This is a genomic window from Salmonella sp. 5800 (assembly GCF_046558195.1).
GTDB classification, from domain to species: domain Bacteria; phylum Pseudomonadota; class Gammaproteobacteria; order Enterobacterales; family Enterobacteriaceae; genus Salmonella; species Salmonella enterica.
This window is the reverse complement of record NZ_JBGDOX010000010.1, coordinates 169,278-184,975: the sequence shown is the minus strand read 5'-3', so window position 1 is coordinate 184,975 and position 15,698 is coordinate 169,278. Positions and strand designations below refer to the sequence as shown.

Below are 15,698 nucleotides of genomic sequence, written 5' to 3'. Positions count from 1 at the left end.
TAGTAATACTAAAGCGGTGACCTATTTCACAAAATAATAAATAAGGGGTAAATTCCCACACTTTAAGTGATCCAGATTACGGTAGGAATTCTGAACCAGCATATGATCTCGTTTATCAGGCCGATGGAGGGGATAATCGTCGGTCAGAAAACATTCGAAATCACATATATCCTGTGTGTTTTAAAGTAAAAATCATTGGCAGCTTGAAAAAGAAGGTTCACATGTCAAACAACATTCGTATCGAAGAAGATCTGTTGGGTACCAGGGAAGTTCCAGCTGAAGCCTACTATGGTGTTCACACTCTGAGAGCGATTGAAAACTTCTACATTAGCAATAACAAAATCAGCGACATCCCTGAATTTGTGCGTGGCATGGTTATGGTAAAAAAAGCGGCGGCGCTGGCCAACAAAGAGCTGCAAACCATTCCTAAGAGTGTGGCGAATGCCATCATTGCCGCATGTGATGAAGTCCTTAACAACGGTAAGTGCATGGACCAGTTCCCGGTAGATGTCTACCAGGGCGGCGCGGGCACTTCCGTCAACATGAATACCAACGAAGTGCTGGCCAACATCGGGCTGGAACTGATGGGTCATCAGAAAGGTGAATATCAGTACCTGAACCCGAACGACCACGTGAATAAATGTCAATCCACTAACGACGCCTATCCGACAGGCTTCCGTGTAGCGGTTTACGCCTCTATCGTCAAACTGATCGATGCCATCAACCAGTTGCGTGAAGGTTTCGAACGTAAAGCGGTTGAATTCCAGGACATCCTGAAAATGGGTCGTACCCAGTTGCAGGACGCCGTACCGATGACGCTTGGTCAAGAATTCCGTGCGTTCAGCATCCTGCTGAAAGAAGAAGTGAAAAGCATCGAGCGTACTGCTGAGCTGCTGCTGGAAGTCAACCTTGGCGCAACGGCAATCGGCACCGGTCTGAACACGCCGAAAGAATACTCTCCGCTGGCGGTGAAAAAACTGGCTGAAGTCACTGGTTTCGCCTGTGTTCCGGCGGAAGATCTGATTGAGGCGACATCTGACTGTGGCGCGTATGTTATGGTTCACAGCGCGCTGAAACGTCTGGCAGTGAAGATGTCCAAAATCTGTAACGACCTGCGCTTGCTCTCTTCTGGTCCTCGTGCCGGCCTGAACGAGATCAACCTGCCGGAACTGCAGGCGGGCTCCTCCATCATGCCAGCCAAAGTGAACCCGGTAGTACCGGAAGTCGTAAACCAGGTATGCTTTAAAGTCATCGGTAACGACACCACCGTTACGATGGCGGCGGAAGCCGGTCAGTTGCAGTTGAACGTTATGGAGCCGGTTATCGGTCAGGCGATGTTCGAATCCATCCACATTCTGAGCAACGCGTGCTACAACCTGCTGGAAAAATGCGTTAACGGCATTACCGCGAATAAAGAAGTGTGCGAAGGGTACGTTTATAACTCCATCGGTATCGTCACTTACCTCAACCCGTTCATCGGCCACCACAACGGCGACATCGTCGGTAAAATCTGTGCTGAAACCGGTAAGAGCGTACGTGAAGTTGTGCTGGAGCGCGGCCTGTTAACGGAAGCCGAGCTGGACGATATTTTCTCCGTACAGAACTTGATGCACCCGGCTTATAAAGCTAAACGTTATACTGATGAAAGCGAACAGTAATCGTACAGGGTAGTACCAAAGAGGCACGTCACGATGACGTGCCTTTTTTCTTACAAGAAGTTACCAAATAACAACAATTTAATATCAACTTGTTAAACAACAAGGAAGGCTAATATGATAGTTGTCGAACTTATCATTGTTTTGCTGGCAATCTTTTTGGGCGCCAGACTTGGGGGCATCGGTATTGGATTCGCAGGTGGGCTGGGTGTTCTGGTACTTGCCGCCATCGGCGTGAAGCCAGGGACAATTCCATTCGATGTCATTTCCATCATCATGGCGGTTATCGCCGCGATCTCTGCTATGCAGGTCGCGGGCGGTCTGGATTATTTGGTAAACCAGACGGAAAAACTGCTGCGTAAGAACCCGAAATACATCACTATCCTCGCACCGATTGTGACCTATTTCCTGACTATTTTTGCTGGTACCGGGAACATTTCCCTGGCAACGCTGCCGGTTATTGCTGAAGTCGCGAAGGAGCAGGGAATCAAACCTTGCCGTCCGCTCTCGACCGCCGTGGTATCCGCGCAGATTGCGATTACCGCCTCGCCGATTTCTGCGGCCGTGGTGTATATGTCTTCTGTTATGGAAGGTCATGGCATTAGCTACATTCACCTGCTGTCCGTGGTTATCCCCTCTACGCTGCTGGCGGTGCTGGTGATGTCCTTCCTGGTCACGATGCTGTTCAACTCCAAACTGTCGGACGACCCGATTTACCGCAAGCGTCTGGAAGAAGGGCTGATTGAACTGCGTGGTGAAAAGCAGATTGAAATCAAACCAATGGCAAAAAATTCCGTCTGGCTGTTCCTGCTGGGCGTTATCTGCGTGGTTGTTTATGCGATTGTCAACAGTCCGAGCCTCGGCCTGGTTGAGAAACCGCTGATGAACACCACCAACGCTATTTTGATCATCATGTTGAGCGTCGCAACGCTGACCACCATCCTGTGTAAAGTGGAAACTGACGCCATCCTCAACTCCAGTACCTTTAAAGCAGGGATGAGCGCCTGTATCTGTATTCTGGGCGTGGCGTGGCTGGGCGATACCTTCGTATCCGCTAACATCGACTGGATCAAAGACACTGCGGGTAGCGTCATCCAGGGGCATCCGTGGCTGCTGGCCGTCATCTTCTTCTTTGCTTCCGCGCTGCTCTACTCTCAGGCGGCAACGGCGAAAGCGCTGATGCCGATGGCGCTGGCGCTGAACGTCTCTCCGCTGACGGCAGTCGCTTCCTTCGCCGCCGTTTCCGGCCTGTTCATTTTGCCGACCTACCCGACTCTGGTTGCGGCGGTACAGATGGATGACACTGGTACAACCCGTATCGGTAAATTCGTCTTTAACCACCCGTTCTTCATCCCAGGCACCCTGGGCGTCGTTCTGGCTGTCTGCTTCGGCTTCCTGCTGGGCAGCTTTATGCTGTAAGTGTTTCACCCGCGGGGCGTATCACGCCCCGCATTCTCCCGCCCTTTGACTAACATCCTGCCCTCGTCCGTTGTATAGTGACCGTTCACTTGCGGGTCTTTTTGTTCTTTCGAGGTGTTTATGCTTGATGTTAAGAGTCAGGATATTTCCATCCCCGAGGCCGTTGTGGTGCTTTGTACCGCCCCGGATGAAGCTACCGCCCAGGATCTGGCCGCCAAAGTGCTGGCGGAAAAACTGGCCGCCTGCGCCACCCTCCTCCCCGGCGCGACATCGCTGTACTACTGGGAAGGCAAACTGGAGCAGGAGTATGAAGTTCAAATGATCTTAAAAACCACCGTTTCACATCAGCAAGCGCTTATCGACTGCCTGAAGTCTCATCACCCGTATCAAACGCCTGAACTTCTGGTTTTACCTGTTACTCACGGAGATACTGATTACCTCTCATGGCTCAACGCATCTTTACGCTGATCCTGCTGCTGTGCAGCACATCCGCCTTCGCCGGATTATTCGACGCGCCGGGTCGCTCGCAGTTCGTCCCTGCCGACCGGGCGTTTGTTTTTGATTTTCAGCAAAATCAACACGATCTTACCCTCTCCTGGCAGGTAAAAGAGGGTTACTACCTTTACCGTAAACAAATCAGTATCACGCCGACGAAAGCGGATATCGCCGCAGTCCAACTCCCGGCAGGCGTCTGGCATGAAGATGAGTTCTACGGAAAAAGCGAAATCTACCGTAAGCGGCTAAACGTTCCGGTAACGGTTAACCAGGCGGCGGCTGGCGCGGCATTAACGATAACGTACCAGGGGTGCGCCGATGCGGGATTCTGTTATCCGCCGGAAACGAAAACGGTGCCGCTAAGTGAAGTCGCCGCGGCAATAGACGCCACGCCGACGCCTGCTATCACCCAGACGAGTGAGACGTCAAAACCCGCCGCCCAGCTACCTTTTTCCGCGCTCTGGGCGCTGCTGATCGGCATAGGCATCGCCTTTACGCCCTGCGTTTTACCCATGTATCCGCTGATTTCCGGTATTGTCCTGGGGGGAAGGCAACGTTTGTCGACGGGGCGCGCACTGCTGCTGGCCTTTATCTATGTACAAGGGATGGCGCTGACCTATACCGCACTGGGTCTGGTCGTCGCCGCGGCGGGATTACAGTTTCAGGCGGCGCTGCAGCACCCTTATGTGTTAATCGGCCTTGCCATCGTGTTCACCCTGCTTGCGTTGTCGATGTTTGGCCTGTTCACACTACAGCTCCCCTCCTCACTGCAAACCCGGCTGACATTAATGAGTAATCGTCAGCAAGGCGGCTCGCCCGGCGGTGTTTTTGTTATGGGGGCGATTGCCGGATTAATTTGCTCGCCCTGTACCACAGCGCCATTAAGCGCGATCCTGCTTTATATCGCTCAGAGCGGCAACATGTGGCTGGGCGGCGGTACGCTGTATTTGTATGCATTAGGTATGGGTCTACCGCTAATGCTGGTCACCGTGTTTGGCAACCGTCTGCTACCGAAAAGCGGCCCGTGGATGGCGCATGTCAAAACCGCTTTTGGTTTCGTGATCCTCGCGTTACCGGTCTTTTTACTGGAGCGGATTATTGGCGAGGCTTGGGGTTTACGTCTGTGGTCGCTGCTGGGCGTCGCTTTCTTTGGTTGGGCCTTTATCACCAGCCTTCAGGCCAGACGAGCGTGGATGCGTATCGTACAGATTATCCTGCTGGCGGCAGCGCTCATTAGCGTGCGGCCTCTACAAGATTGGGCATTCGGCTCGCCATCCGCGCAAGCTCCAGCGCACCTCAATTTCACGGCTATTTCTACCGTGGACGAACTCAATCAGGCACTGGCGCAGGCCAAAGGCAAACCCGTTATGCTGGATTTCTACGCCGATTGGTGCGTGGCCTGTAAAGAGTTTGAAAAGTATACCTTCAGCGATCCGCGGGTCCAGCAGGCGCTCGGCGACACGGTGCTCTTGCAGGCTAACGTCACCGCTAATAATGCGCAGGATGTCGCGCTGTTAAAGCATCTGCAAGTCCTCGGGCTGCCCACCATTCTGTTCTTTAATGCCCAAGGCCAGGAACAGCCGCAATCGCGAGTCACCGGCTTTATGGACGCCGCCACCTTTAGCGCGCATTTGCACGATCGCCAACCGTGAGCGACACTTGCAAAAGCAAAGACGGAGGAGAATACCGTGCAACGTGAAGATATTCTGGGAGAAGCCCTGAAATTACTGGAGACGCAAGGGATAGCCGATACTACGCTGGAAATGGTGGCGGAGCGCGTAAATCGCCCACTCGACACATTACAGCGTTTCTGGCCAGATAAAGAAGCCATTTTATATGACGCGCTACGTTATCTGAGTCAGCAGGTAGATATCTGGCGACGCCAGCTTCTTCTTGATGAGACGCTTTCTGCTGAACAAAAGCTACTGGCACGCTACAGCGCGCTTTCGGAATGTGTCAGTAATAATCGTTATCCTGGCTGCTTGTTCATTGCCGCCTGTACGTTTTATCCCGACCCAACCCATCCTATTCACCAACTGGCCAATCAACAAAAACGCGCGGCACATGATTTTACCCATGAGCTACTGACCACGCTGGAAATTGACGATCCGGCGATGGTTGCAAGGCAGATGGAGCTGGTGCTGGAAGGTTGTCTCAGCCGAATGCTGGTCAACCGCAGTCAGGCTGATGTAGATACCGCTCAGCGGTTGGCGGAAGATATTCTGCGTTTTGCACAGTGCCGTCAGGGTGGAGCGCTCACCTGACGGGTACTGATTTTATGCATTTTGCCTGAAAAGCAGGCAGTCAGCGCGCTTTTATCACTTTTTTCGTGTAAAGCCGTTGACGACCGCGCCCCTTTACGGTTTAATGCGCCCCGTTGCCCGGATAGCTCAGTCGGTAGAGCAGGGGATTGAAAATCCCCGTGTCCTTGGTTCGATTCCGAGTCCGGGCACCACTTATTCAGAAAACCCAGCCTATGGCTGGGTTTTTGCTTTTCTGGGAATGGAAATCCGTAGCCCCCATCTCTGGCCTGACTAGCTATAACGGGAAGGCCAGATTTTCTCTGGCGCAACGCCCAGCGCTTCGGCGATCAGCCGCTCATCTTTGGGCCAGGATCACCACCACTTTTGGGAATTTCCACCCGCCGAACTGGCGGTGGGAAGTAGCTCCCGGATGCCATTCGGTTCCAGAGTTTGTAAAGGTTGACCGTCAGGTCATTGAATGAATCTTCATCTTTACGCTCGAATGCCCCTTTTCCAGACTCGGCATCAGCTAAGCTATTACGCCAGTATGAAGTGAATCCCTGAGTATTGCTGTCCATTCTCCATCCCATAACGTCAATAAAACTATTGATTTCGTGGATATTGATATAACTCATGGCTCAACATTGTTCACGATGCGAGCGCGATCACAATGATTTATTTGTGTCTGAAAGGTACTCAGTGCTACTGACAGGATTTAAGAGATCAGTATCACTATTTTATTAACTCGTTTTTTTGCTATGTTCTGTTGTTCATCAAGAAGTAATTGGTCCGGGAAGAAGCGAAACGTTTTAGTTGCGCCGGGTTATTGCAACATTACCTACCAGCAACAAGAAAATAGCAGACTGATTGTCATAGTAAAAATCCCTCTTTAGGTGTATATCTATTGTAGAAATCCCATTGAAACGAAGTGCCGCTTTCAATGTGGTTGTGGTATGTAGCATCAACTTATTCGTTTCATTGTTATGAAATGATCGATTGTTGATTATAACAATGTATAACATTCCCGTTTACACGATTGGCGTGCTCAATATAGAAATTGCGCTAAAACAACACAAAAGCGCGCGCCAAACATAATACCCTACAAAAAATGTGATCTCCGATGAACAGAAAAGAGAAAATATTTCAGGCAGTTTGTGAGCTTTGTATCACTTTTCCTAATGGATTGACAACTGAGCAGATTGCACTATATACAAATATTGCCAGGCCCAATGTTAGTAATTATTTAAATCAATTTATTAAAGAGAATAAAATAGTCAAATCCAGCACTCGCCCAGTACTTTACTCTATCAAAAAAGAAAACCTTAAAACCATTCATCAGAGTGCTAATCTGCCTGTGCCTGATGTACAAAAAGAGCCTTTCCAGTATTTTCTGGGGTATAACGGAAGTATTAAAAAACAAATCAATCAGGCTAAAGCTGCTGTTATGTATCCTCCGCATGGATTGCATACGCTGTTAACGGGGGACACTGGTGTAGGGAAAAGTCTTTTTGCCAGTCTGATGTATAATTACGCTGTTTATCAGAATGCGCTTGATAAAAATTCACCGTTTATCGTTTTTAACTGTGCTGATTATGCCAGTAATCCGCAATTATTGGTTTCTCATATCTTTGGCCATGTAAAAGGCGCTTTTACCGGTGCTACCAGAGATAAATTTGGCCTACTCAGTGAAGCAGATGGTGGAATGTTATTTCTTGATGAAGTTCATCGCTTGCCGCCTGAAGGGCAAGAAATGATATTTTATTTTATGGATACAGGCACTTATGGGTTGCTAGGGGAGACACAGCGTAGTCGTAAGGCACAAATATTACTTATTTGCGCCACCACCGAAGAGCCTAATTCTACGCTGCTTTCCACTTTTCTGCGGCGTATCCCAATCAAAATCAATATTCCTAATCTTGCCGAACGTTCACCTGGCGATCAGGTCGATCTATTAAAATATCTGCTGGAAATCGAAGCCAGAAAAATCAACTGCGCCATAACTATTGATACCGACAGCGCTAAAGCAATCATCGGCTCGTCTTTCTCTGGTAACGTGGGTAAATTAAAATCGACTATCCAGTCCGTATGCGCCCACTTTTTTATCGAAGATAATAATCCTAACCAGCTTAATATTACTTACGATAAACTCATCTCTGATATCAAAGTGGGAATTTTTAATCTGGCGCGTGACAACGATTATCTGGTTGGGTTGCAGCATGCACTGGCTGGTACTATCACGATCATGCCTGATAACTCACATTCGGGCCTGGACTTATACACAGATATTGATGTAAATAAACATAATACTCCTTTTCAGGTTTATGATGTTATTGATAAGAAAATCCAATTCATGCTGGAGCAAAAGTTTTCAGATACTGATATAAATAATTACATCACTTCTGAAATCAACCAGTATATCGACTTGCGTTTACCCAAAAAGCTTGAACATGTTGATCACGGTTTACCGAATGCGACTCTAGTCTTCTGTCAGTCGTTAAAAAATGAATTAGAGCTTCAGTTGAATAAAGAGTTCAGCCATGGATTTCTGCTGTCTTTGGGGTACCATCTTAATAATATTATACAAAAAAGAACCCGCTCACGCACGAATACCTGGATAAGACATTATCGCGTTGATAACCTTGAAGAATATGAATCTGCGCTGACAATCAAAAAACGACTGTATAAAGAATTTGATATTGATATTAATGATGATGAAGTTGTCTATCTGACCATTCTTTTGGCCTCGCTGGTGGTTCGTGAACGTGATAAGCATATCCACGTTATCGTTGCGACCCATGGCGATATGATCGCCAGCAACATGGTCGACATAGCAAAAATATTAATTGCTGAAGATAATATATCAGCCGTCAATATGCCGTTGGATATCCGCCCGAACCAGGCCATTGCGCAAATCAAGCAAACCATCACAGCTTACTCAAATGCAAAAGGATTTTTATTATTAGTGGATATGGGATCGCTCATCCAGGCGGGATATCTCTTATCACAAGAGTGTAATGTCCCCGTCAGAACTCTGGACATGGTTTCTACTCCCTTAGTGATTGAAGCACTTAGACGCTCGGCACTGCTGGATGCCGATCTGGATGACATTTATTTGAGCCTGCAACATTTCAAAGGTTACGGCGTCAGTGAACACAATGCGGTAGTTACTGGCAATAAACCATTGGCAGTACTGGCTATTTGCTCTTCTGGCGAAGGGATTGCCCGGAAACTTAAAAATTTATTAAGCTCAGTACTGGAAGAGATGAATCGTAAAGATATCCATATCATTAACCTGTCGGTTGAAGAGGTGCTCAATACGAAGCATAAAATCACTACTGAATATCAGGTGTTGCTTTCAATTGGCGTGATTAACCCCGGACTGGATGTACCCTATATTTCACTGCCAGATTTCTTTTCACCAAAAGGTGAATTGACATTCCAGACCATCATCGGTGGGGCTTTTCCGGTGATGGTTGAAAACAAAAATCCGGTAACGCTTACTAAACTGGCTGAACAATATCTACAAGAGTTTTTAACTTACCTGAATCCGAAAAAAATCGTGCCCATCGTCATGCTTTTTCTGCAGCAGTTGAAAGAACAACGTCACTTTGATGAGTTCGGCTCCAATTTACTCAATATGATTGTGCATACCTGCGTTGCGATAGAGCGTTCGGTTCGTAATGAAACCATAACGTATAACAAACTTAATCGGGAAGCATATTTGATGAGCGAATTATTTAAAATATATCAAAAGGCCAATGAGATACTGGAGGATAAACTTGATGTTAAACTCAATGATGAAGAGCTACTTTTCATTATTGATATGCTGGAAAAAGAGTAAAAAGAGTATCAGGCGTCGGGATGCCAACGCCTGTTAGAGCCTTATGCCAGCGCTTCTGCCAGATCTCGTTGCATAATCTGCCAGGCTTCACCAATATCTTCTGAGTGACCGAAAAGACCACTGGAACCGACAATCAGCACATCAGCCCCGGCTTCCACTAATGCACTATAGGTGTTTTTATTACAAGAGCCATCAACTTCAATTAAAAATTCCAGTTGATGCTGCTGCCGATATTCTGCAAAGGCAGCAATCTTTTTCAGCATTGCGGATATAAATGCTTGTCCGGCAAAACCCGGATCCACCGTCATAATAGTCACTTTATCCACACGATCCAGATATAACGTAACGATGTCGAGTTGGGTTTCCGGGTTTACAACTAATCCACATTTCATTCCCGCTGAGCGAATATTGTCAATCAGACGGAATGCCTGCCCATTTGCCGTTTCAGCATGAAAGCTCACCATGGATGCGCCGGCGTCGGCCACGGTACTGATATAATCTTGCGGGTTAGTCACCATGAGATGGCAATCAATGGGGGCGCTTGCCACCCGCTTCATCTGCGATACAAAAAACGGCGATAGTGTCAAATTTGGAACATAGTGACCATCCATAATATCGACATGGAAATAACCGATTTTATCGTTCAGAAAACTAACTTGCTCTTCAAGCCGTAATAAATCCATGCACATTAGCGAGGGGGCGATTAGAGGGGATTTCATCATATTACTCCTTTGTAACCATCATACCTTTACAGGTAAAACCACGACGATGGTGGAATGTGTCAAAAAGATCTATAACGCTGTCGATTTCTACCTGATGAGAAATTAAGTCATTGACCTGTAATTTCCCTGAACTAATCGCGGCGGCTGCATCAGCCCATTCGTCGTGCGGCATTTGTTTATAAACTGAGTTATAAACACTGGCGATAACCGCTTCTTTACGCATTACTTTGTCATATACTTCACGTGGAATTTGCATATCACCATGCGGATTGCCCATCAGCATCACTTTGCCGTAAACACGACAGGCTAACAGCGCCTGGGTTAATCCGGCGCATGAACCACTTCCTTCAATCGTGACATGCGCACCAAAACCATCAGTCTCTTTCAACACCCACTCAACCGCATCCTCTTCAGTGGCGAGGCACACATGTTCGAATCCCAGTTCGCGGCAGAACTCGACTTTTTTCGGATCCACATCAATCAGCATGACTTTTTGCGCACCGTAAATCGTCGCCCAACGCGCTGCCATTAGCCCTATCGGACCTGCGCCAATAATGACGATACTGTCATTCAGATCCAGGTTAGCACGCCGTATGACATGCAAAGCAATGGTAGCCGGTTCAAGCATAGCCGCTGCGCTGTAGCTGACATGATCAGGGAATTCGACGAGATTAAATTCCGGAACCGTTAAATATTCACTAAAACCACCGTCACGACGGGAACCGTAAGAGCTGTAGTTCAGGCAGCGAGGATAGTGGTGCTGCTGGCAAAACTCGCACGTCATGCACGGTACAATTGGGAATACGGCCATCCGCTTGCCAATCAATGCAGGATCGCCGCCCAAACCAACCGCCTCAACCCGACCGGCGAACTCATGCCCCAGTACGCGCGGAAAACTCAGCGTGCCTGTTTGATACGCCCTTGGCACATCCGAACCACACAACCCGGAAGCCATCACTTTCAGCAACACCTCACCCGCTTGAGGGACTGGCATGTTACGTTCCTGTAACTCGAGGTGACCAATGGCCGTCAATGCAACTACTTTCATTCTGCTTCTCCTCCGTTTTCAACGGCGATTATTCAAGGTTTGCATGATTAAGCTTCACATTAGCCAGCGATAATTGCTTGATAGCCATAATTTCAAGACAAACAAGATCGCCAAACAGGACCAAAGATTGTTCAAATAGCGTGGTCATAGGTTGAATCGAAATATATTCCCCTGTTCCACCTTTTGAGCCACAGTGAAAATCGACAATAACGTCCGCAAGCTGAGCAATTGAACTTGTCGGGCTGGAAGTCAGATGAACAATTTTTGCATCATAGCGTTTAGCGCAGGCAGTAATATGCTTTGGAAAGATTGATTCACCAGACCCCGAGCCCACTACCAAAATATCTTTAGGTCCAATAGGGGGTTCATTAACTGCCCCAACGACACAGGCGTTGATGCCCAGATGGTTAAGACGCTTGACGGTCATTTCAAGTGCGAGTAAAACGCGCCCTACGCCGACAAAGAAAACTTTTTCAGCCTGCAATAGTGTCGAAATATATTCATCAATTTGCCGTTCATCAATTCTGCTCAGAACCATTGAGAGTTCTTTTTCGATTATTCCGACATTTTCACGATAATTTTTCGTTGCCATTTACATCACCATCATTCCCTTACAAAAGGGGACTTTACTGTCGCGAATAAGATTAAATAAGGCAGACAACTCTTCCATCGGAACGGCATGGGTGATCAGATCGCTCACTTTTAGCTTGCCGGACTGAATAGCCGCAGCAGCATCTTTCCACTCATCATGTGGCCGTTGTGAATAAATAGAGTTAAAGACGCCCATAATCTGCGCTTCTTTACGCATAAATTTATCGTAGATTTCGCGCGGAATATTGACGTCAGTGTGTGGGTTCCCCAGCATCAATACTTTGCCAAATACCCGACAGGACATCAGAGAGTTAATGAATCCCGAGGAGGAACCACTGCCCTCAATACAGACATCAGCACCATAACCTTCTGTCTGTTGCATCACCCACTCGACAGGATCTGTCTGGCTTGCGTCGCAGATATCTGTGAATCCCAGGGCGCGACAAAACTCTATTTTCTTCTGGTCAATATCAACCAGCAATACTTTCTTAGCACCATAGATCGCCGCCCAGCGTGCAATCATAATCCCGATGGGCCCCATGCCATAAATCACGACGCTATCATTAAGATCCAGATGTGCGCGACGCATTACATGTAAACCAACAACAGCCGGTTCGAGCATAGCGGCTTCACGTAAATCTGCATCATCATCAAGCAATACCAGGTTAAATTCAGGCACGCTGAGGTATTCGCTAAACCCACCATCCTGACGTGAGCCAAAATAGCTGTAATGTGTACATTTCGCATAGTAACGCTCTTTACAAAATGCACATTCATTACAAGGAATAAGTGGGAAAATAGCAGTTTTACGACCGACCAGATCCTCTTTAACCCCTTCGCCGACTGCCACAATATGACCAGAAAATTCGTGCCCCAAAACAATAGGATAATGATAAGGACCATTGACAAATGCTCTTGGAATATCAGATCCACAGATACCTGCCGCACCTATTTTAACTAAAACCTCTCCAGCTCCTGGCGTAGGAATAGCTCTTTCCTGCAACTCGAATTTACCGAGTTCAGTTAATGATAACACTTTCATACTTTTTTTCCTCGGAGACTAGTGCCCGCAGGCACTAGTATTAGTAGTAATCAATTATTTTGTAACAGGCACTGCCAGTATCCCCAGATAAGAGGAGATAATACCGACAATAAAGATAACCGCGATTACAGTATTAGGCTTCATTTTTCTATTTACCATTTTCAGGATACCTAGCGTTATCAATAATGGAATCAGCGATGGCAGCAACGTATTTAAAATATCCTGGAAGACTACCGTAACTCCGTTTAAGTTAATTGAGGCCGGAGTGATAATATTAACTCTGGATGCCGCCATACCACCAACCACCATCAGACCAATGAGTCCAAATGCGTCGGTTAATTTATCCATTAATCCTTTTTTCAGAATATCAAGGATAACGGTACGACCTTTACTGTATCCCAGAAAGAACATATTCAGGCTACAGAATATCATGATGAATTTATAGAAAACTTCAAACAGTATCGGACCCGCTATATTTCCCTGTATAGCAAGATTACAGGCAATGGCCGCCAGAATGGAATATACGATTGCTTGCAGAGTATCACCAATACCGGCTACCGGCCCCATTAAGCCTGAGCGTAGTGACGTAATGGCCTCTGGTGGTAGCTGGGCACCATTGGCCCGTTGTTCTTCCATTGCAACTGAAACACCGGTGATCACATGACCACAAAATGAAGGCTCGGTATTAAAAAAGTTAAGATACTTTTTTAACTCTTGTACTTGCCTGGTTTTGTCATTTGGATACAGTTTACGGATAACCGGCACCATGGCGCTGGTTTGTCCAAGAGCCTGTAAACGTTCATAGTTATAACAGGTTTCGGATGAATAGTTTAAAGCCCATGTTTTAAGCAACTCTTTACGGGTAAGCGTAGAGGTATTTGGAGTTTCGTTGGGCTGAGATTCATTTAGAGTCTGATATGTTGCCATTTTAATTTCTCCCTTATCCCTTCGTTGCAGAAACTTTTTGTTCAGCATTGATGTTCATAATCACCGCAGCGATAACCGCAAATACAGCAATTGCCATGATTCCCAGATTCAGATATGCAACCAGGAAGAAACCAAGAAAGAAGAATGGCATCAGACGTTTTTTACCGAGGAAAGAGACCAGCATTGCAATACCCAGCGCTGGCATAATACCGCCGATAACCTCAAATGCATTAACCAGGCTCTGCGGAATCATCGTCAGCATGTTCTTCATAAAATCCGCGCCAAAATAGACCATGCAGAATGCAGGAATACCGACCAGCACCATATTTACAAAAAAGGATGGGATATAGTTCATCATCCGCATACCGGTAATATTGCCGCGATCCAGCATCGCTTCTGCTTTGTGAACCCACAGGGCGTTAAAACTCATCGATGCCTGAAAAGTCAGGATCCCCAGCAGAGAAAATGGGACGGCAAATACCACTGCGGTTGAAGGCGCGGCACCACTTAAAATGGTCATCGCCGTACCAAAAACCGATGCTACCGGCAGGTTACCGGGCATCGTACCGCCCACTGTCATCCACCCGAGGTAGGCAAGGTTAATGTAGGCCGCGGCTTTCATCCCCTCGATAGGGGAACCAAGTGCAAGTGCGACAAGAAAACCCGATATAATTGGATAAAGCCACGAACGAGTCAGCAAATGGCTAACCCACCAATTGCTGAGAATAGCAATGAGGGCGACTAAAATAGCTGAGAGAAGCATAATATATTATCCTTTATATTTGTAGAGTATATTTGCGTTATTATGATCGTACTTATAAGTAAGGTATTAGCTCCATTGGGGCATCGCTGGGCAATACCTTTATATTAATTGGTACTCCTAACTGATTGATTTCTCTAAATGCCGCACGTTCAACGTCTGACGCTGCCAGATTACGATATAGTCGAGAGCGCTTTTCATTTACACCCATGCCACCAACGATTAATTCTTCAAAATTAACACCGCCTTGTAGTAGTGCCAGTACCGGAATCGGACTTTTTACAAGAATAATAATTTTGTCATCTTCGCCATCGTCTTTAACATTACTCAGCACGTCGATTGCCTGGGCAACATTAAAAATGTTCAGTGTCATATGGTTGGGTACAGCCATTTCCAATACAGAAATCATAAAATCATCATGGACGAGCTCATCATCAATAATAATAATTTTAGTTGCATTGATATGTTTTACCCAGCCAGTCATTACCTGGCCGTGAATTAATCTGTCATCAATGCGAAGTAAGGATACAGTAGACATTTTCTGGCCTCTTGGTTTTACAATGGTTTAATTGAAGTTTGTCCCACGGTGATGGCAATATCCACGAGGTGATCGAGCGATGTAGACTCCTGACGTTCAAGAAAAATATTAACAAGCATAGGAATATTTACACCTGCGACAACCCTGGTATTTTTTCGTTGCTTAACAAAGTAAGTAGATGCATTAAACGGACTCCCTGAGAACATATCTACCACAAACAAAACTGGCATATCCCCGGGAACGGCATCCACCACACGTTTCATTTTTAAAATAAGACCTTCAACATTTTCTCCGGGCATAAAATCAAGCGTCCTAACGTCTTCATAACGCCCTACCAGCATTGCGACTGTTTCAATCAATTCGTTTGCCAGCTTTCCATGAGTTGCCACAATTACCGTACAATCCATTCTAATGCCC

14 protein-coding genes, 1 tRNA gene and 2 pseudogenes are annotated in these 15,698 nt (G+C 46.8%); 7 read left to right on the top strand and 10 right to left on the bottom strand.

The annotated features are described in order from the left end of the window. Window positions 1-221 precede the first annotated feature (221 nt). From aspA to ACLJZ5_RS18050, 6 genes are all read left to right on the top strand, one after another. Complete coding sequence (gene aspA, locus ACLJZ5_RS18075; protein WP_000069440.1) at window positions 222-1,658, top strand: aspartate ammonia-lyase; 1,437 nt, start codon at window positions 222-224, stop codon at window positions 1,656-1,658. Between the two features lie 114 nt (window positions 1,659-1,772). Beyond that, on the top strand, window positions 1,773-3,074 hold the full coding sequence (gene dcuA / locus ACLJZ5_RS18070) for an anaerobic C4-dicarboxylate transporter DcuA (RefSeq protein ID WP_000637595.1): 1,302 nt from the start codon (window positions 1,773-1,775) through the stop codon (window positions 3,072-3,074). A gap of 120 nt (window positions 3,075-3,194) precedes the next feature. Beyond that, window positions 3,195-3,542, top strand: a complete 348-nt coding sequence (gene cutA, locus ACLJZ5_RS18065) for a divalent cation tolerance protein CutA (RefSeq protein ID WP_000887832.1) — start codon at window positions 3,195-3,197, stop codon at window positions 3,540-3,542. After that, window positions 3,518-5,221 carry a protein-disulfide reductase DsbD gene (locus ACLJZ5_RS18060; protein ID WP_024797369.1) on the top strand — a complete coding sequence of 568 codons (1,704 nt, stop codon included), beginning with the start codon at window positions 3,518-3,520 and terminating at the stop codon, window positions 5,219-5,221. The genes cutA and ACLJZ5_RS18060 overlap by 25 nt, the downstream gene beginning before the upstream one ends. Window positions 5,222-5,257: 36 nt before the next feature. Further along, window positions 5,258-5,833 (top strand): transcriptional regulator, encoded by a 576-nt coding sequence (locus ACLJZ5_RS18055; protein WP_001188509.1) that lies wholly within the window; start codon window positions 5,258-5,260, stop codon window positions 5,831-5,833. Between the two features lie 115 nt (window positions 5,834-5,948). Next, a tRNA-Phe gene (locus ACLJZ5_RS18050) sits at window positions 5,949-6,024 on the top strand. Between the two features lie 79 nt (window positions 6,025-6,103). Here the strand turns inward: ACLJZ5_RS18050 and ACLJZ5_RS18045 are convergent. Continuing rightward, a pseudogene (locus ACLJZ5_RS18045) lies at window positions 6,104-6,181 on the bottom strand (helix-turn-helix domain-containing protein); the annotation flags it as partial. 107 nt (window positions 6,182-6,288) lie between these two features. Continuing rightward, window positions 6,289-6,390 (bottom strand): annotated as a pseudogene (locus ACLJZ5_RS18040) (hypothetical protein); the annotation flags it as partial. A gap of 542 nt (window positions 6,391-6,932) precedes the next feature. Here ACLJZ5_RS18040 and ACLJZ5_RS18035 point away from each other — a divergent pair. Next, window positions 6,933-9,653, top strand: coding sequence for a sigma 54-interacting transcriptional regulator (locus tag ACLJZ5_RS18035; protein ID WP_024797367.1), 2,721 nt, complete (start codon window positions 6,933-6,935; stop codon window positions 9,651-9,653). 41 nt (window positions 9,654-9,694) lie between these two features. Here ACLJZ5_RS18035 and alsE read toward each other — a convergent pair whose 3' ends face one another. Genes alsE through ACLJZ5_RS17995 form a run of 8 tightly spaced genes read right to left on the bottom strand, consistent with a single transcriptional unit; the run spans window position 9,695 to window position 15,688 of the window. Then, entirely contained in the window at window positions 9,695-10,375 is a 681-nt protein-coding gene (alsE, locus tag ACLJZ5_RS18030; RefSeq protein WP_371254873.1) for a D-allulose 6-phosphate 3-epimerase, read from the bottom strand. A gap of 1 nt (window position 10,376) precedes the next feature. Then, a complete protein-coding gene (locus ACLJZ5_RS18025; RefSeq protein ID WP_001651304.1) occupies window positions 10,377-11,423 on the bottom strand; it encodes a galactitol-1-phosphate 5-dehydrogenase in 1,047 nt (348 codons plus the stop codon). Between the two features lie 28 nt (window positions 11,424-11,451). Continuing rightward, window positions 11,452-12,015: an SIS domain-containing protein gene (locus ACLJZ5_RS18020; protein WP_000201885.1), complete on the bottom strand. Its 564-nt coding sequence runs from the start codon at window positions 12,013-12,015 to the stop codon at window positions 11,452-11,454. Further along, window positions 12,016-13,056, bottom strand: a complete 1,041-nt coding sequence (locus ACLJZ5_RS18015) for a galactitol-1-phosphate 5-dehydrogenase (protein WP_024797365.1) — start codon at window positions 13,054-13,056, stop codon at window positions 12,016-12,018. It abuts the gene before it with no gap. Between the two features lie 54 nt (window positions 13,057-13,110). Then, window positions 13,111-13,983: a PTS system mannose/fructose/sorbose family transporter subunit IID gene (locus ACLJZ5_RS18010; protein ID WP_024798653.1), complete on the bottom strand. Its 873-nt coding sequence runs from the start codon at window positions 13,981-13,983 to the stop codon at window positions 13,111-13,113. Between the two features lie 13 nt (window positions 13,984-13,996). Continuing rightward, window positions 13,997-14,746, bottom strand: a complete 750-nt coding sequence (locus ACLJZ5_RS18005; protein WP_001747728.1) for a PTS mannose/fructose/sorbose/N-acetylgalactosamine transporter subunit IIC — start codon at window positions 14,744-14,746, stop codon at window positions 13,997-13,999. A 52-nt stretch (window positions 14,747-14,798) separates the two neighbouring features. Next, complete coding sequence (locus tag ACLJZ5_RS18000; RefSeq protein ID WP_000108907.1) at window positions 14,799-15,281, bottom strand: PTS system mannose/fructose/N-acetylgalactosamine-transporter subunit IIB; 483 nt, start codon at window positions 15,279-15,281, stop codon at window positions 14,799-14,801. 17 nt (window positions 15,282-15,298) lie between these two features. Further along, the gene (locus ACLJZ5_RS17995; protein ID WP_001747727.1) at window positions 15,299-15,688 is read right to left on the bottom strand and encodes a PTS sugar transporter subunit IIA; all 390 of its coding nucleotides are present in this window, start codon (window positions 15,686-15,688) and stop codon (window positions 15,299-15,301) included. Between the last annotated feature and the right edge of the window lie 10 nt (window positions 15,689-15,698).